The organism is Nitrosopumilus sp. Nsub (assembly GCF_001541925.1).
In the GTDB taxonomy this organism is placed as follows: Archaea; Thermoproteota; Nitrososphaeria; order Nitrososphaerales; family Nitrosopumilaceae; genus Nitrosopumilus.
On sequence record NZ_LQMW01000019.1, the window covers coordinates 112737 to 127166 of the forward strand.

17 protein-coding genes and 1 tRNA gene are annotated in these 14430 nt (G+C 30.1%); 12 read left to right on the forward strand and 6 right to left on the reverse strand.

From position 1 onward, the window contains the following. The first annotated feature begins 3 nt into the window (after positions 1-3). From mvk to AW732_RS05365, 6 genes are read left to right on the forward strand one after another with little or no spacing between them, the layout of a single operon-like run. Positions 4-945, forward strand: a complete 942-nt coding sequence (gene mvk, locus AW732_RS05340; RefSeq protein WP_067959596.1) for a mevalonate kinase — start codon at positions 4-6, stop codon at positions 943-945. Between the two features lie 23 nt (positions 946-968). Next, complete coding sequence (locus tag AW732_RS05345; RefSeq protein WP_067959598.1) at positions 969-1721, forward strand: isopentenyl phosphate kinase; 753 nt, start codon at positions 969-971, stop codon at positions 1719-1721. Next, entirely contained in the window at positions 1714-2364 is a 651-nt protein-coding gene (idi, locus tag AW732_RS05350) for an isopentenyl-diphosphate Delta-isomerase (protein WP_067959601.1), read from the forward strand. The genes AW732_RS05345 and idi overlap by 8 nt, the downstream gene beginning before the upstream one ends. Further along, positions 2351-3331 carry a polyprenyl synthetase family protein gene (locus tag AW732_RS05355; RefSeq protein WP_067959604.1) on the forward strand — a complete coding sequence of 327 codons (981 nt, stop codon included), beginning with the start codon at positions 2351-2353 and terminating at the stop codon, positions 3329-3331. The genes idi and AW732_RS05355 overlap by 14 nt, the downstream gene beginning before the upstream one ends. Then, complete coding sequence (gltX, locus tag AW732_RS05360; RefSeq protein ID WP_253805572.1) at positions 3332-5062, forward strand: glutamate--tRNA ligase; 1731 nt, start codon at positions 3332-3334, stop codon at positions 5060-5062. 6 nt (positions 5063-5068) lie between these two features. Continuing rightward, a complete protein-coding gene (locus tag AW732_RS05365; protein WP_067959607.1) occupies positions 5069-5938 on the forward strand; it encodes a fumarylacetoacetate hydrolase family protein in 870 nt (289 codons plus the stop codon). Here AW732_RS05365 and AW732_RS05370 read toward each other — a convergent pair. Beyond that, positions 5935-6714, reverse strand: coding sequence for a GNAT family N-acetyltransferase (locus AW732_RS05370; RefSeq protein WP_067959610.1), 780 nt, complete (start codon positions 6712-6714; stop codon positions 5935-5937). The two genes, AW732_RS05365 and AW732_RS05370, sit on opposite strands and share 4 nt — an antisense overlap. A gap of 39 nt (positions 6715-6753) precedes the next feature. On the opposite strand from AW732_RS05370, the gene AW732_RS05375 reads away from it, so the two are divergent. From AW732_RS05375 to AW732_RS05390, 4 genes are read left to right on the forward strand one after another with little or no spacing between them, the layout of a single operon-like run. Next, positions 6754-7062: a non-heme iron oxygenase ferredoxin subunit gene (locus AW732_RS05375; RefSeq protein WP_067959613.1), complete on the forward strand. Its 309-nt coding sequence runs from the start codon at positions 6754-6756 to the stop codon at positions 7060-7062. A gap of 35 nt (positions 7063-7097) precedes the next feature. Continuing rightward, positions 7098-7367, forward strand: coding sequence for a UPF0147 family protein (locus AW732_RS05380; protein WP_067959616.1), 270 nt, complete (start codon positions 7098-7100; stop codon positions 7365-7367). 25 nt (positions 7368-7392) lie between these two features. Continuing rightward, complete coding sequence (locus AW732_RS05385; RefSeq protein WP_067959619.1) at positions 7393-8154, forward strand: SAM-dependent methyltransferase; 762 nt, start codon at positions 7393-7395, stop codon at positions 8152-8154. Between the two features lie 37 nt (positions 8155-8191). Then, the gene (locus AW732_RS05390) at positions 8192-8539 is read left to right on the forward strand and encodes a hypothetical protein (protein WP_067959621.1); all 348 of its coding nucleotides are present in this window, start codon (positions 8192-8194) and stop codon (positions 8537-8539) included. A gap of 10 nt (positions 8540-8549) precedes the next feature. Here AW732_RS05390 and AW732_RS05395 read toward each other — a convergent pair. Then, positions 8550-8621, reverse strand: a tRNA-His gene (locus tag AW732_RS05395). Between the two features lie 162 nt (positions 8622-8783). Between AW732_RS05395 and AW732_RS05400 the strand changes: the two genes are divergently transcribed. Further along, a complete protein-coding gene (locus tag AW732_RS05400; RefSeq protein WP_067959624.1) occupies positions 8784-9806 on the forward strand; it encodes a magnesium transporter CorA family protein in 1023 nt (340 codons plus the stop codon). Between the two features lie 10 nt (positions 9807-9816). Here AW732_RS05400 and AW732_RS05405 read toward each other — a convergent pair whose 3' ends face one another. Further along, positions 9817-10599 (reverse strand): hypothetical protein, encoded by a 783-nt coding sequence (locus AW732_RS05405; protein WP_067959627.1) that lies wholly within the window; start codon positions 10597-10599, stop codon positions 9817-9819. Between the two features lie 160 nt (positions 10600-10759). Between AW732_RS05405 and AW732_RS05410 the strand changes: the two genes are divergently transcribed. Then, positions 10760-10987, forward strand: a complete 228-nt coding sequence (locus tag AW732_RS05410) for a hypothetical protein (RefSeq protein WP_067959631.1) — start codon at positions 10760-10762, stop codon at positions 10985-10987. A gap of 75 nt (positions 10988-11062) precedes the next feature. Here AW732_RS05410 and fsa read toward each other — a convergent pair whose 3' ends face one another. From fsa to AW732_RS05425, 3 genes are read right to left on the reverse strand one after another with little or no spacing between them, the layout of a single operon-like run. Next, on the reverse strand, positions 11063-11728 hold the full coding sequence (gene fsa / locus AW732_RS05415) for a fructose-6-phosphate aldolase (protein ID WP_067959633.1): 666 nt from the start codon (positions 11726-11728) through the stop codon (positions 11063-11065). After that, a complete protein-coding gene (locus AW732_RS05420) occupies positions 11725-12699 on the reverse strand; it encodes a transketolase family protein (protein ID WP_067959636.1) in 975 nt (324 codons plus the stop codon). Before AW732_RS05420 ends, fsa begins: the two co-directional genes overlap by 4 nt. After that, positions 12696-14363 carry a ribulose-phosphate 3-epimerase gene (locus tag AW732_RS05425; RefSeq protein ID WP_067959638.1) on the reverse strand — a complete coding sequence of 556 codons (1668 nt, stop codon included), beginning with the start codon at positions 14361-14363 and terminating at the stop codon, positions 12696-12698. The genes AW732_RS05420 and AW732_RS05425 overlap by 4 nt, the downstream gene beginning before the upstream one ends. Between the last annotated feature and the right edge of the window lie 67 nt (positions 14364-14430).

Consider the following 14430-nt stretch of genomic DNA (forward strand, 5'->3'; position numbering starts at 1 on the left):
TAATTGAAATCTAAAGCATCAGCTCCAGGAAAGGTTATTCTGTTTGGTGAACACTTTGTTGTTTATGGAATTAAATCAATTTTATGTTCTATCAACAAAAGAGTTACAGTAACTGCAGAAAAAACTAATGAAAGAAAAATTTCAATTAATTCAGAGATTGGAACGTTAGTTTTAGATCCAGATGAATCAATTACAAAAATTAATTCTCCACTAAAACCATTTTATTATTTAGCAAACAAAGCACTCAAAGATCAAAATGAAGGATTAAAAATTCAAATTGAATCAGAGATTCCATTAGGGGCTGGATTAGGTTCATCATCAGCATGTTGCGTAGCAGGTGCGGCAGCAATTTTTAAAGTATTTGGAGAAATTTCAAAGGAGAAAATATTAGAACTTGCTATTGAGGCTGAAAAAACAATTTATCAAAATACATCAGGAGCAGATTGCACAGTTTCCACGTATGGAGGGTTAATGGAATATGATAAAAATAATGGATTTAGAAAAATTGAAGACGAGCCTAATTTTCAATTAATAATTGTAAATTCAAACATTAAACATTCAACTGAAACAATGGTTTCAAAAGTAAAAGAGTTTGAAAATAAAAATAAAGAAAAATTCCACGAATTGTCAAATTTGGAATCAAAATTAGTCAATGATGTTTTAAAATTAATTAAAGAAAATAAGATTGAAGAAATTGGAGAAAAATTAAATTTAAATCAAAAATTTTTAGAGGAAATCGGTATCTCTAATGAACAATTAGAAACTATGATCAAAATTGGACAAAAATCATCATATGGTGCAAAGATAACAGGTTCCGGTGGTGGCGGATGTATTTTTGCATTAACAAATAATTCAAATTTAGAATATACCTTAAAGGAATTTACCAATAAGGAATACGAATGTTTTGCAGCAAAGATAGATTTCAAAGGACTGAACACTTTTTAATTGATTAATTAGTTTGGTACAACATGATTCTAATAAAATTAGGCGGTTCAATAATTACAAATAAAGAAAAACCATTATCAGCAAGAAGAAAGACAATTGACAATTTAACAAAAAGTTTGAAAAAAATTAAAGAACCAATCATAATTGTTCACGGCGGAGGATCATATGGGCATTATTGGTCAGTAAAATATGATATGCATACCAAAGAAAGAAAATACGATATCAGAGGGGTTTCAATTATTAAAAATTCAATGATAGATTTGAATAAAATAATTTTAGATTCATGTTTGAAAAATAAATTAAATCCATATTCTTTACCCCCAACTGATTTTATGTCAGGTAACAAACCAATTTCAAAAAAAATTAAAGAAGTTGAAAAAATAGCAAAATCAGGCTTAATTCCAGTTACATATGGAGATGCATTATGGTTTGGTCAAAATAAAACATACATTTTATCAGGGGATAAAATTATGACTCATTTTGCAAAAGTTCTAAAACCAAGATTGTGTATTTTTGCATTAAATGAAGATGGGCTATATTCAGATCTTAAATCAAAAAAATTAATTTCAGAATTAAAAGGAACCATGCCATCAATATCAGAAAATAAAATGGATGTTACGGGAGGAATGACTAGGAAAGTAGAAGAAGCAATTAAAATTTCTAAAATGGGTATGAATGTGTTTTTTGTTAATGGAAAAAAACCAGAAAGAATTGTAAAAGCTATTCAAAATAGAGAGTTTAAAGGAACCATGTTTAAAGGAAAAAGAAATGCCTGAAGAATTTGTGATATTAGTAGATGAAAATGACAACCCCATAGGATTAGAAGAGAAAGTAAAATGTCATTTACCAAATGGGAAATTGCATAGAGCATTTACTGCATTATTATTTGATGAAGATGGAAGACTGGTACTAACTAAAAGAGCAAAAGAAAAAATGCTGTGGCCAGGGGATTGGGATGGAACATTTGCAAGCCATCCAAGAGAATCAGAAGGATATGTCTCATCAGGAGAAAGAAGAATGCCTGAAGAATTAGGAATTAATGGAAAACTAGATTATTTTCATAAATTTGAATATCATGTACCTTACAAAGACGTTGGTTCAGAAAATGAAATTTGTGGAACATTAGTTGGAGTAATTGATAAAAATACAAAATTAAAAGAAATTGAAGGAGAAATTGATGAAATCAAATGGATTTCAGCCAAAGAATTAATCAAAGAAATAAAAATAAATCCTGAGATTTATTGTCCCTGGATGTTAATTGCATTAGAATTTCTTGATAAATCAGACAAAGACATGCTCAAAAAACACGAAAATGTATTATCTACGTGGATAAATACTGAAATTCATGAGGGATTACAAGAAGCAATTAAGACCCACTTACCTAAAGAAAAATGGAGATTATTAGATGAAGAAAAATAAACAAATTGAGAAAAATGCTAAAATCGTTAACAGATTTTTAAATTCTAAATTAAATGGAAATCCAAAAAAGCTATATGATGCAGCAGGACATCTAATTGTAAATGGTGGAAAAAGACTTCGACCATACATGGTAATCAAAAGTTGTCAGATTTTAGGTGGTAAATCATCAAATGCAATGATAGCTGCTAGTGCTGTAGAAATGGTACACAACTTTACTCTTGTGCATGATGACATTATGGATAATGATGAAATGCGCCACGGTGTACCAACAGTACATAAAAAATTTGGAATGCCAATTGCAATTTTAGCAGGAGATGTATTATTTTCCAAAGCATTTCAGATTATTTCAGAATCAAAATTATCACCAAAAGCTACAACGCATCTAATTTCTAGACTTGCAAAAGCTTGCGTAGATGTTTGTGAAGGACAATTATTAGATATTAAAATGGCAGATGAAAAAAGAATCCCAACAGAAAAAGAATACATCACAATGATAGGGAAAAAAACTGCAGCGTTGTTTGATGTTTCATGTGCAATGGGAGCAATTTCTGCAACAAACAAACCTAAAGATATTTCAAATCTTTCAACATTTGGAAAAAACTTAGGAATTGCATTTCAAATTACAGATGACTTGATAGGAGTAATGGGGGATCCCAAGATTACTGGAAAAGCAGTAGGTAATGATTTGAGAGAAGGTAAAAAATCACTGCCAATTTTAATGGCAATAAAATTAGCAAAGGGTAATGAAAAAAAGATAATTCTAAAAGCATTTGGAAATCCAAAGATTTCAAAAAAAGATTTGAATAAAGCCGTTGAAATCATTCGTTCACTAGGAATTGAAGAAAAAGTAAGAAATCAGGCTCTAAAATATGCAGAAAAGTCTGAAAAATCACTTACAAAATACAAGGGAACTGCAAAAATAGAGTTAATTGCATTATTAGATTTTGTAGTTAAACGAAGCGTTTAGTTGAAAAAAGGTAGTATCAACATGGATGAAGAAATTAAAAAAGAGATTAGAAAACTTACTCTTCAAAACGCGTTTGAGCACGGAGGCGAAACTAGAGATAAAATAATTTTAGGAAAGATTCTTGGAACAAAACCAGAATTTAGAACTAAGGTTAAAGAAATTTCGATTGAGATTTCTGAAATTGTTTCAAATGTAAATAAATTATCAATAGATGATCAAAAAAAAGAGATTGAAGAAAATTTTCCAGAAATATTAGCTCCTAAAGAAAAGATTAAGGAAAAAGAAGGTTTACCAGAGTTAAAAAATGCACAACAAGGAAATGTCATTACAAGATTCCCACCAGAACCAAACGGATATCCACACATAGGTCATGCAAAAGCAGCTATCATCAATTCAGAATATGCAAAAATGTATGGAGGGAAATTCATTCTAAGAATGGATGATACAAATCCTGAAGCTGAAAGAATGGAATATCATGCTGCAATTAAAGTGGGATTAGAATGGTTAGGAATAGAATTTGACATTGTCAAAAGTACTTCTGATGATATGAAAATATTTTATGAAAAAGGAATGGAGTTAATCAATTCTGGAAAAGCATACATTTGCAAATGTAAAAGAGACGACATCAGTAAAAATAGACGGGAAAGAAAAGCATGTAAATGCAGTCAAGAGGACGTGGATAAAAATATCAGTAATTGGGGGAAAATGGAAACTAAATTCAAACCAGGGGAAGCAATAGTTAGATTTCGAGGAGACATGCAAGCTGATAATGCAGTGATGAGAGATCCGGTCTTATTCAGAATTATTGAAGGCAAACATTACACAGTAGGCGAAAAATACAGAATTTGGCCAAGTTATGATTTTGCAGTTGCAATTGAAGATAGTATTGATGGAATTACGCACGCTTTTCGTTCAAAAGAATTTGAATTGAGAGAAGAATTAACAGAAGCAATTTTAGATTCGCTAAATATGAGAAAACCACAACAAGGATTTTTCTCAAGATTGGAATTCAAAGGTATGCCAATTTCAAAAAGAATCATCAAACCATTGATTGAGGAACGTAAAGTTTCATGGTATGACGATCCTAGGTTACCAACTTTAGAAGCATTAAAGAAAAGAGGAATCAAACCGGAGGCAATTAGAAAATTCATTATGTCATTAGGTTTAACCAAAGCAAATACTCTAGCACCCTTTGATTCTCTAGAGGCATTTAACAGAAAATTTGTTGATGAAAGTAGCATTAGATTGTATATGGTTATTAATCCAAAAAAATTATCAGTAAAAAATTTAACAATCACATCAGTTGAGGTTTCAAATCACCCAGTAAATGATTTGGGTAAACGTAAAATTGATGTTGATGAAAATTTTTACATTTCTGGAGAAGATGCAGAGAATCTCAAAGAGGGAGAACAAGTACGACTTTTAGGATTAGGAAATATTTTGATTACAAAACAAGGAGAGGAGTTAGAAGGAGAATATGTAAAAGATGGAGATATTACAAATATTCCAAAAATACAATGGGTTGCACAAAAAACAGGACATAAAATTAAAGTGATTATTCCCAAAGTATTGTTTATTGATGAAAAGTTTAACGAAGATAGTCTAGAAGAACTTGATGCTTATTGTGAACCACATTACTTACAATTAAAAGAAGGTGAAGAAATACAATTTATTAGATTTGGATATTGTAGAAAAGATTCACAAAACCAAACAATTTTCACACACAAGTGATGTCACATGAGAATAGTTAGAGTAACAGATGGGATAAATGAAACATATGGTTTTGTTAAAGGGGATAAAATAGCAATTAAAAGTGAAATTACAGAATTAACAGGCGTGCCAATTCCCATTAATGTAAAAGATTTCTTGTTTGATGGATGGTATGAAGAAATTAAGAATAAAACAAATGAATTAGAATATAGAGAAGAACTTTCAAAATACAAATTATTAGCACCTATTCCAAATCCAAATAAAATAATCTGTTTAGCATTTAATTATGTGGATCATGCAAAAGAACAAGGATTACAAGCACCTGATGATCCAGCATTGGTGATTAAACCCAGAACAGCATTAAATCATACAAAATCAGATATTATTTGTCCAGATTTTGTTACCCAACTAGATTATGAAATAGAATTAGCATTAATAATTAGAAAAGATTGTAAAAATGTAAGTGTTGAAAATGCTTCAGAAATGATTTTTGGTTATATGATTTTTAACGATGTATCAGCAAGAGACATTCAAAATAAAGATAAACAATTTACCAGAGGAAAAGGATTTGATTCATTTGCACCATGTGGACCGTGGATAACAACTGCTGATGAAATAGAAAATCCTCAAAATCTAAAAATGACAACTAAAGTTAATGGAGAAATTAGACAGAATTCTTCAACAAGTAATATGTTTATTAAAATTCCAGAAATTATTTCAAAAATTACAAAAGTAATGACATTACAAAAAGGAGATATTATTTCAACAGGAACGCCTGCAGGTGTAATGCTAAACAAACCCAATGCAGTATATCTAAAAGATGGTGATCAAATTGAAATGGAAATTGAAGGTTTAGGAATTCTAAACAATACAATTAAAGTCATAAAATCAAATTAGTGTAAAGATTTTTTCATTAAATAAAATGAAATTTTGTATTCTAAGGAATCAAAAAAGTCTAATTTTTTATTAGTTAGAATTTGAATTCGTTCATAGTTATTTTCAAATCCAAAATTTTGTAAATAAGATAAAATATTAGATAAGGTATCAAATGAGCCTGGAGATAGAGTAACAATTAACGTATTATCAATGTGTTTGTAATTTCCAATTATGGCAGCAGTAATTTTACCATTTAAATTTGATTTAATAATTTTATTTTGTGCAGACAGATTAGTCAAAATGTGTTCATTGGTTTTAATCCACCTCCATGAATCTACATAAAAATGAAAAATATCAGGAGGTATAGATTTTTCAAATTCAATTTTAAAATTTGAATTTTTTTTAGGAGTCAATGAATAATAATTCCATGTTTCAAATGTGTCATAATTTAATGAGGTAGCCATGGAAATGGAATTTTTATTTTCAACATCTATCAACATGTAAGAAAACAATTTTTGATTTTTTTTCCCAATTGATTCTGCATGAGTAACAAGTTTTGATGCAATTAATTCTCTACGATGATTTGGATCAATTCGAATACCTTCTATCCATATTTGATCTTCAAAATAAAATGCATGACATATTCCCACTGGAAATTTTTTTCCAAATAAAAACAGATTTCCTTCATCTAACCATGATGACCAGACTTTTTCAATATAATCACCCCAAGAAAATGTATTTTTACAAAATTTTAATACAGAATTTTTATCAGAAATATTTGCTTCTCTAATTTTCATATACGAAAAAATATTAATAATTATCAAATAAAAATTATCATGGGAAAAATAATTGCAGGAAAAACATCAGACATATCTCCTGGAAAAATGATAAAATTTTCAATTGATGGCAGAGATATCTTAGTTGCAAATATTGATGGAGAATATTTTGCTACAGATGATTCATGTACACATTCAGGTTCTAGTTTATCAGAGGGCAAGTTAGATGGATGTGTAATTACTTGTGGATGGCATGCAGCAGAATTTGATTGTAAAAATGGTAAATTCTTAAAATTTCCAATGAAATTAAGAGATGTGACATCATACAAGGTAGTAGTTGAATCAGAAAATGTGTTTGTAGAGCTGTAACTATATATGCGAATTTTTAACAAAATATGTTAAAGATGGCTGATGATACTCAAAATAAACAAGCAATGAAAGAAGCTGTTGACACACTAAATCTTATCATATCAACAAATTCAACCCCAAAAACAATAAAGAAATCAATTACAGATCTTGTTGCAGATTTGGTAAAGGAAGAGTATTCGTTATCAGTTAGAGCTGCAAATACAATTAGTCTATTAGATGATGTAACACAAGACCCAAACATGCCATCATATGTAAGAACTCAATTATGGCAAGCAGTTTCAAAATTAGAAAGCATAAGAGAATAAATTCCAGTTGAAAATAGCCTAAGTATTGAAATTTGAAGAATATTTAGAAACACTTCCAAAAAATGTTCTCAGTGGAGAAGATGTTCAATTACCTGAAAAAACATTTAGAGAAATTTTCAAATTTGTGGATTTAGGAAAGGATGACGTATTTTATCATCTAGGTTGTCATGATGAAAGAGGCTTACAAATAGCAAAGGAGGAATTCAAAGTAAAAACAGCAACAGGTATTGATAATAATATTGAAAAAATTAAAAATGCACAAAATATCATAAATGAAAAAGACATTGATGTAAAAATCATTCATCAGAATATTCAAGAATCAAATTTGTCAGATGCAACTGTAATATTATTTTGGTTTACAGATGAAGAAATCATTAATGAAATGACAAAAAAATTTGAAAAACTAAAACCAGAAGCAAGGATTATTACAATTTGGGGACCACTGCCAAACTATCTTCCAAATAAAGTGAATTTTCCATATATCATTAACAAAATCCCATTTCAAAAAGCAAAAAATTTGCAAGAGCAATTATTAGCAATTTTTGGCGTTAAATGCATTGATTTTGTTACAGCATGGGAATTTGCAGAAAGATATACTAAATCAATGTCAGGATCAGAAATAAAAAATGACAGATTTCTTACAATTCTTCAAACATTGATAATTTGGATTAATGCTAAGGAATTAGGTGTAACGTGTACAGAAGAGATTCCAGAGTCAATTCGAACATATATCGGAATTATGAAAATGCATTTTGATATAGATTTTGAATATTTACTTAAGAAATGAGTGCAATCCTTTTATCTTGTAAATCCATAAAAAAATTATGGAAAGCAGATTAAACATCAATGTATCTGCAATAGATTATGACAAAACAAGTAAAGCATTAACACAACAACTTACATTTTTAGAAGAAATGGTTCACGGAGAAGATGATTTTGTGATGACAGATTCAGAATTTGCTTTTGGTTGGCATTTTTTTGTACTAAGTGTTAATAGAACATTAATTCAAAAACTAGAATCTATTATGGCACAGGATTTTCAAAAATTAAAGGGTAAAACAACTGACAAAAAGTTTCTTACATGGTTAACAAAAAATGTTGAAAAAAAATCACCCAGATTTAAAGTGGCCATCAAAGAAGAGATGGAATCAAGTAAATTCGGAATATTTTAAAAATAAAAAGGGCCCTCGAGGGGAATCGAACTCCTGTCCGAGGATCCACAATCCTCTATACTAACCACTGTACTACGAAGGCCACAAAAAAATTAATTTTTTAATCCTGTAATAATCTTTAACATTGAATGAAGAGGAAAATAATCAAAATTTAATAAAAAATTAGCCTCAAATTCAAGTTATAGATTATTTGTGAATAGCAGAACGATCGCTTTAAATTTGAAGAATCTGGGTATTTTTCACCATGAAACGAGGATTCATTACTAACAGACTACGTTCTGGGAAGAAAGCACTAGAGATACCTATAGAAAAAAAAATAGAAACAATTCAAGGTAATGGTTTTACATGGATAGATTTACAAAATCCAGACAGAGAAGATGTTGAAAAATTAGCTACAGACTACAATTTCAATGAATTAAACATAGAAGACTGTATGACAAAATTTGAGCTTCCAAAACTAGATAGTTATAATGATCATTTCTTTGTAATTTTACAATTTCCACCACTTGCACAGAAGATTGGAATTTCTAAAAATAGTCAATTGTCTATTTTTGTAGGAAAAAATTTTCTAGTAACAGTACATCAAGGAGATCTAAAACCATTAGTACAATTAGTACAAACATGCATTCTAGATTCTGATACAGAATTAAAAAATAGATTAGTAGGGGAGTCATCGGGGGATTTACTTCACGAAATTATAGATGCGTTAGTAGACGATCTTTTACACACATCCAGAAAAATTATTGCAAATCTAGATGAAATGGAAGATAATGTATTTGATGAATCAAAACCAGTTGCCAGAAATATTGCATTACTTAGAAGAGAAATCAACAGGTTAAGAAGAATATCAGTACCGCTAAAGAGATTTGTACTAGAAATTGCAAAAAATGTTAAAAGATTTTCAGATAATTCAGATAATGAACTTACACTGTATTTTGATGATGTAATTGATCACATTGACAAAGTTATAGAAACATTAGAAGAATCAAGAGAAACTATGGAAATTTACAAAGACACAGATTTTGTATTAAGTAATGAAAAAACAAACAAAGTGTTAGCTGTTCTAACTATGATTTTCACATTAGCTATTCCATCAACAGTAATTGGAACATTTTATGGAATGAATGTAAATCTACCAGGAGGAATTGGAGAAAATTTAATGATTTTAGGACCATTTACCACGTTCATAGTCATAATTCTAGCATCTGCAATACCTGCAATTTTGATGTTCATTTATTTCAAAAAATTAGGCTGGATAAACAGTTGATAAATAAATTCTAAATTTTTTCATGAAGATTTACTGTTATTTTTGTTAAAGAACGACTCAGAGTATCAGGAATTAGAATCAATAATCCAGATTCTCCACGTATATTTTCACAAACTCCACTAAAACTAGTATAACCTTTTCCAAAGCAACTATCACTTGTATAAAAATTGAATTTTTCAGATTTTAAATAATTATCAAATTGTTTTTTGGAATCAACAAAATATACATCAAACCAAGAATTTTGATCATCAATTGAAATAGAATATTCATAAGAAGTTATTTTTTTATCAGAACAAATTGGAATAAATTGAATATAATAATTTGATTCAATTGAATTTTGAGATTTGATATTAGGCAAAATGGAAACATAAGTATCATTATTCAATTCAGAACCTTGAATTAATTCAATTTGATTCCTAACAGTATCAATTACATAACGATATGTCATAGGTTTCCAGCTTGAATTACAATCACTGAATTGATGTTTTAATTCAACATAACCACGATTGTCTTGAAATTGTAGATTGTTGGAATTATAATTATCAAAATTGGTGACATCAGAAAAATCAGTAGAATAAACATGGTTATTTTGATTTGAATTAGACCAGACATTTGTAATTTCAAATAAAACATTCACAGGAAAACTATTCCATTCTTCTTGAAAATGTACATAAATTGAATATTTGTTAATGTCTTGATCATACGGAGATGTGTATAGTAAATGACCATAAAATCCATTCAAAATAAGTATGGTAAATGCGATAATAGGTAAAATTAGAAATATTTTCTTCATATAGAATTTCTTAAAATTAGATAATTTTACGTTAATGGCATATATCAGAAATGAGAAAAGACTCAATCGTATCATAAAAAATTAAAATTATGATAATTTGTTTTTAGGTTAAAAATATAGACATATCTTATAAAAGCCCGTAGATGATTTTAGTAAAAACATGGTTAAAGTTAAAATCCGAACAGGCAGAGGAACTGGAACAATAGAAGTGGATGTAGAGGATCTTAAATTCTCAGGTGAAGAATTTAAAAAAATTCAAGCTGAAAGAAAGAAAGCCGGAGGTAGTAGAACAGTTTCAACAGGTAGAGGTACTGGTAGAAGAAAACTTTCAGACACCCCTGAACCAAAATCTAGACCTACTGCAAAAAGAACAAAACACATCAGATAGAAGCATGGGTTCTAGAAAAGGTACAACAAAAACTCCTTTTTGTATTTTATTTTTATTAATTTTTTCTGAAATTTCTTATATTTTAGTATCTGGATTTTTTTGTTTTAATTTTTCCCAATCAGCAAGAAAATTATCTAAACCAATTTTTGTTAAAGGATGTTGAAGCATTTTATCTAAAACCCCAGGAGGTAATGTAACTACATCTGCACCAATCTTTGCGGCATCAATTACATGTAATGGATGACGAACACTTGCAACAAGAATTTGTGTGTCAAAAGTGTAATTTGAAAAGATTTCTTTAATTTCTTTAATCAAAGTCATTCCATCTTGACCAATATCATCTAATCTTCCAATAAATGGACTTACATATTTTGCACCAGATTTTGCTGCAAGTAAAGCTTGATTTGCAGAAAATATCAAAGTAACATTAACAGGAATTCCCTGTGATGAAAATGATTTACATGCTTTTAGACCATCAGGAGTCATTGGAACTTTAACAACAACATTATCGCCGTATTCACGAAGACGTTTACCTTCTTCAAGCATTCCAGAATAATCAGTACTAACAACTTCTAAACTAACGTCACCTTGAATAATTTTTGTAATTTCTTCCATTGCATCTTTAGGATTACCACCTTCTTTTGACATTAAAGAGGGATTAGTTGTAATCCCATCTAACAAACCCATATCATTAAATTTTTTTATAGATTCCAAGTTAGCAGTATCAAGAAAAATTTTCATATTTTTTTACTCCTTAGTTCTTTTGCTTGTTTTGCCATATTAAAAGATGTAATTCCATGCTTTTCTAAAAGTAAAGGAATTTCAGCATCACGTGCAGATTCACCGAACATATCCTGGGCTCCAATTCTCTTAATTGGAACAGGATATGATTCAGAAACAGATTCTGCTACGGCTGAGCCCATTCCACCAAAGATATTATGCTCCTCAGTTGTGACAATACATCCAGTTTCCCTTGCAGCCTTTTCTAAAATTTCGTTATCGATAGGCTTGATTGAAAACATATCTAAAACTCTACAAGAAATTCCATCTTTTTGTAACATTTCTGCAGCCTCTAATGCCATTCTGACAGTTATTCCACATGCAGCAATTGTACAATCAGAACCATCTCGAACAGTAATTCCTTTTCCAATTTTAAATTCTTGAGATTCTGAATGAACAAGAGGTGTTTTTGATCTTGCCATTCTCATGTAAAATGGTCCATATTCAGATGCCATCAAGTTAGTTAATTTTGAAACAGCAATTGTATCAGCTGGAATAAAAACACGAAAGTTTGGGATAACTCTCATTATTGCAATGTCTTCAATTTGTTGATGTGATCCTCCATCAGGTCCAACAGATAAACCTCCATGTGATGTAACCAATTTTACATTTAGTCCTTTTTTTCCTGGAGGTGAAGGATATGCAATATTATTTCTAATTTGATCAACAGCTCTTCCAGGTAAAAAAATTGCATAAGTACTTGCAAAAGAAACTTTTCCGGACACGGCCAATCCTGCAGATACAGTAACTAAATTTGCTTCAGCAATGCCAACATTGAAAAATCTATCAGGAAATTGTTTTCCAAATCCAGAAGTTTTTAATGAATCAGTTGTATCAGCACCTAAAACAACGACATTAGGATTATCATGTCCAACTTGAATTAATGATTTTGAATATTCTGAACGCATGTCAGTCATTATTGGGTCATTCATAGATATCCTGCCTCCTGAGCAATTTTTTTAATTTCTTCTTGTTTAGCACCAATAACATGCAATCCAATCCATTTATTCATTAAATCAGAACCACCTAATTGATTTGCTTTATCAAGTAACATTCGTCTTCTTGATTTTAAAACTGCATTTCTAAAATCTATGATTGCAGCCCTAACGTCTTGCTGCCCAATAATTGCACCACCTCCAACAAAAGCACGTGCACCATCTGCAAATACAGAGCCTATATTTTCAATATTTACACCACCATCAGCCTCAATACAGCCTGAGAAATTATGTTCGTTGAGAATAGAATTCAATCTAGCCATTTTGGAATGAGTTTCTTCGATGTATTTTTGACCAGATTTTCCAGGAACAACAGACATTACAATTAGCTGATCCAATGTTGACAAAAATTTGTAAGACCATTCTGGTAATTCAGTATCAGGATTAATAGCAAAACCAACACCAACATGATTTTGTTTTAAAATATCATGAATCTCTCCAAAACTAGATTCATCAGTTACTTCAGCATGAACTGTGACAATATCACTGCCTGCACCTATGTAATCTTTAACATGTTTAACAGGATCATTTATCATAAGATGTGTATCAAATGGAATCACAGTTAATGGTCGAAGTTCTTTGATTTTATTATGATCAAAAGTTTTTGTTGGAACAAATTGACCATCCATAACGTCAAGATGAATTAAATCAGATCTTCCAGTCACACATCTCTTTACTTCATTTTCTAAATTAGACATATCACCTGCAATTATTGAAGGAGCAATCAAAAATTGAGAATCCAATTCAGAGTTGATTATTGGAACAACATCAGAATCGGGAGCTTTACCGTGCCATTGAGGATTATCTTCCATATGTTCCAAAGATTTTCCCTTGATAGTTCGAGAAATAATAATTGTAGGAACTCCTTTAATTGAATTAGCTTTTGTTATTGCTGCATCAATTTGTTCGACTCTATGACCATCAATTTCAAGAACATTCCAACCAAATGATCTCCATTTATCACCAGTCTTCCATCGGGATGCATCTTTCCACATTTCTGTAATATCATCACTTTCTAATTTTTTATCCAGTGGCATTATTTTTTCAGTGTAAGAGTCCTGTTGAATGAAATTTCTATCAAGAAAAACAGTTAGATTATCAACTTTGTATTTTGAAGCTGTCATTGCTGCTTCCCAAACCTGACCTTCATCAGATTCACCATCACCAATAATAGTATAGACATGATGATCTTTAGAATCAATTTTTGCTGCAAGTGCAATTCCAACTGAATAAGATAATCCAGTACCTAACGAGCCTCCACAAAATTCAACACCAGGACATTTCAAATCTGGATGTCCCTGTAATTTACTTCCAAATTTTCGTAAAGTTTCAATTTCAGATTCAGGAAAATATCCTGCAACAGCCATATTAGAAAATAATCCAGGTGCAGCATGACCTTTTGACAATACTAATCTATCACGATCTTCCCATTGAGGATTTTGAGGGTCAAATTTCAAATGTTTGTTAAATAAACAACCTAAAATTTCAGCCATTGAAAATGAGCCACCAGGATGTCCAGAACCGGCAGTATTTGTTGCTTTAATAACTAATTTACGAGCTCTTAGAATATTTTTTTTAATTTGGTAATAATTAAGACCCATCTGGATCATTTCTTCACAAATTGAATAAAAATCTACTTCTGCAATATTTTAATTTGATCGCAACTTA

What these genes read in the sequence shown, in the direction of transcription:
- AW732_RS05345 (WP_067959598.1), top strand. Translation starts at nt 969, where the DNA reads ATGATTCTAATAAAATTAGGCGGTTCAATAATTACAAATAAAGAAAAA.
- idi (WP_067959601.1), top strand. Translation starts at nt 1,714, where the DNA reads ATGCCTGAAGAATTTGTGATATTAGTAGATGAAAATGACAACCCCATA.
- AW732_RS05355 (WP_067959604.1), top strand. Translation starts at nt 2,351, where the DNA reads ATGAAGAAAAATAAACAAATTGAGAAAAATGCTAAAATCGTTAACAGA.
- AW732_RS05365 (WP_067959607.1), top strand. Translation starts at nt 5,069, where the DNA reads ATGAGAATAGTTAGAGTAACAGATGGGATAAATGAAACATATGGTTTT.
- AW732_RS05370 (WP_067959610.1), bottom strand. Translation starts at nt 6,714, where the DNA reads ATGAAAATTAGAGAAGCAAATATTTCTGATAAAAATTCTGTATTAAAA.
- AW732_RS05375 (WP_067959613.1), top strand. Translation starts at nt 6,754, where the DNA reads ATGGGAAAAATAATTGCAGGAAAAACATCAGACATATCTCCTGGAAAA.
- AW732_RS05380 (WP_067959616.1), top strand. Translation starts at nt 7,098, where the DNA reads ATGGCTGATGATACTCAAAATAAACAAGCAATGAAAGAAGCTGTTGAC.
- AW732_RS05390 (WP_067959621.1), top strand. Translation starts at nt 8,192, where the DNA reads ATGGAAAGCAGATTAAACATCAATGTATCTGCAATAGATTATGACAAA.
- AW732_RS05400 (WP_067959624.1), top strand. Translation starts at nt 8,784, where the DNA reads ATGAAACGAGGATTCATTACTAACAGACTACGTTCTGGGAAGAAAGCA.
- AW732_RS05405 (WP_067959627.1), bottom strand. Translation starts at nt 10,599, where the DNA reads ATGAAGAAAATATTTCTAATTTTACCTATTATCGCATTTACCATACTT.
- AW732_RS05410 (WP_067959631.1), top strand. Translation starts at nt 10,760, where the DNA reads ATGGTTAAAGTTAAAATCCGAACAGGCAGAGGAACTGGAACAATAGAA.
- fsa (WP_067959633.1), bottom strand. Translation starts at nt 11,728, where the DNA reads ATGAAAATTTTTCTTGATACTGCTAACTTGGAATCTATAAAAAAATTT.
- AW732_RS05420 (WP_067959636.1), bottom strand. Translation starts at nt 12,699, where the DNA reads ATGAATGACCCAATAATGACTGACATGCGTTCAGAATATTCAAAATCA.
- AW732_RS05425 (WP_067959638.1), bottom strand. Translation starts at nt 14,363, where the DNA reads ATGGGTCTTAATTATTACCAAATTAAAAAAAATATTCTAAGAGCTCGT.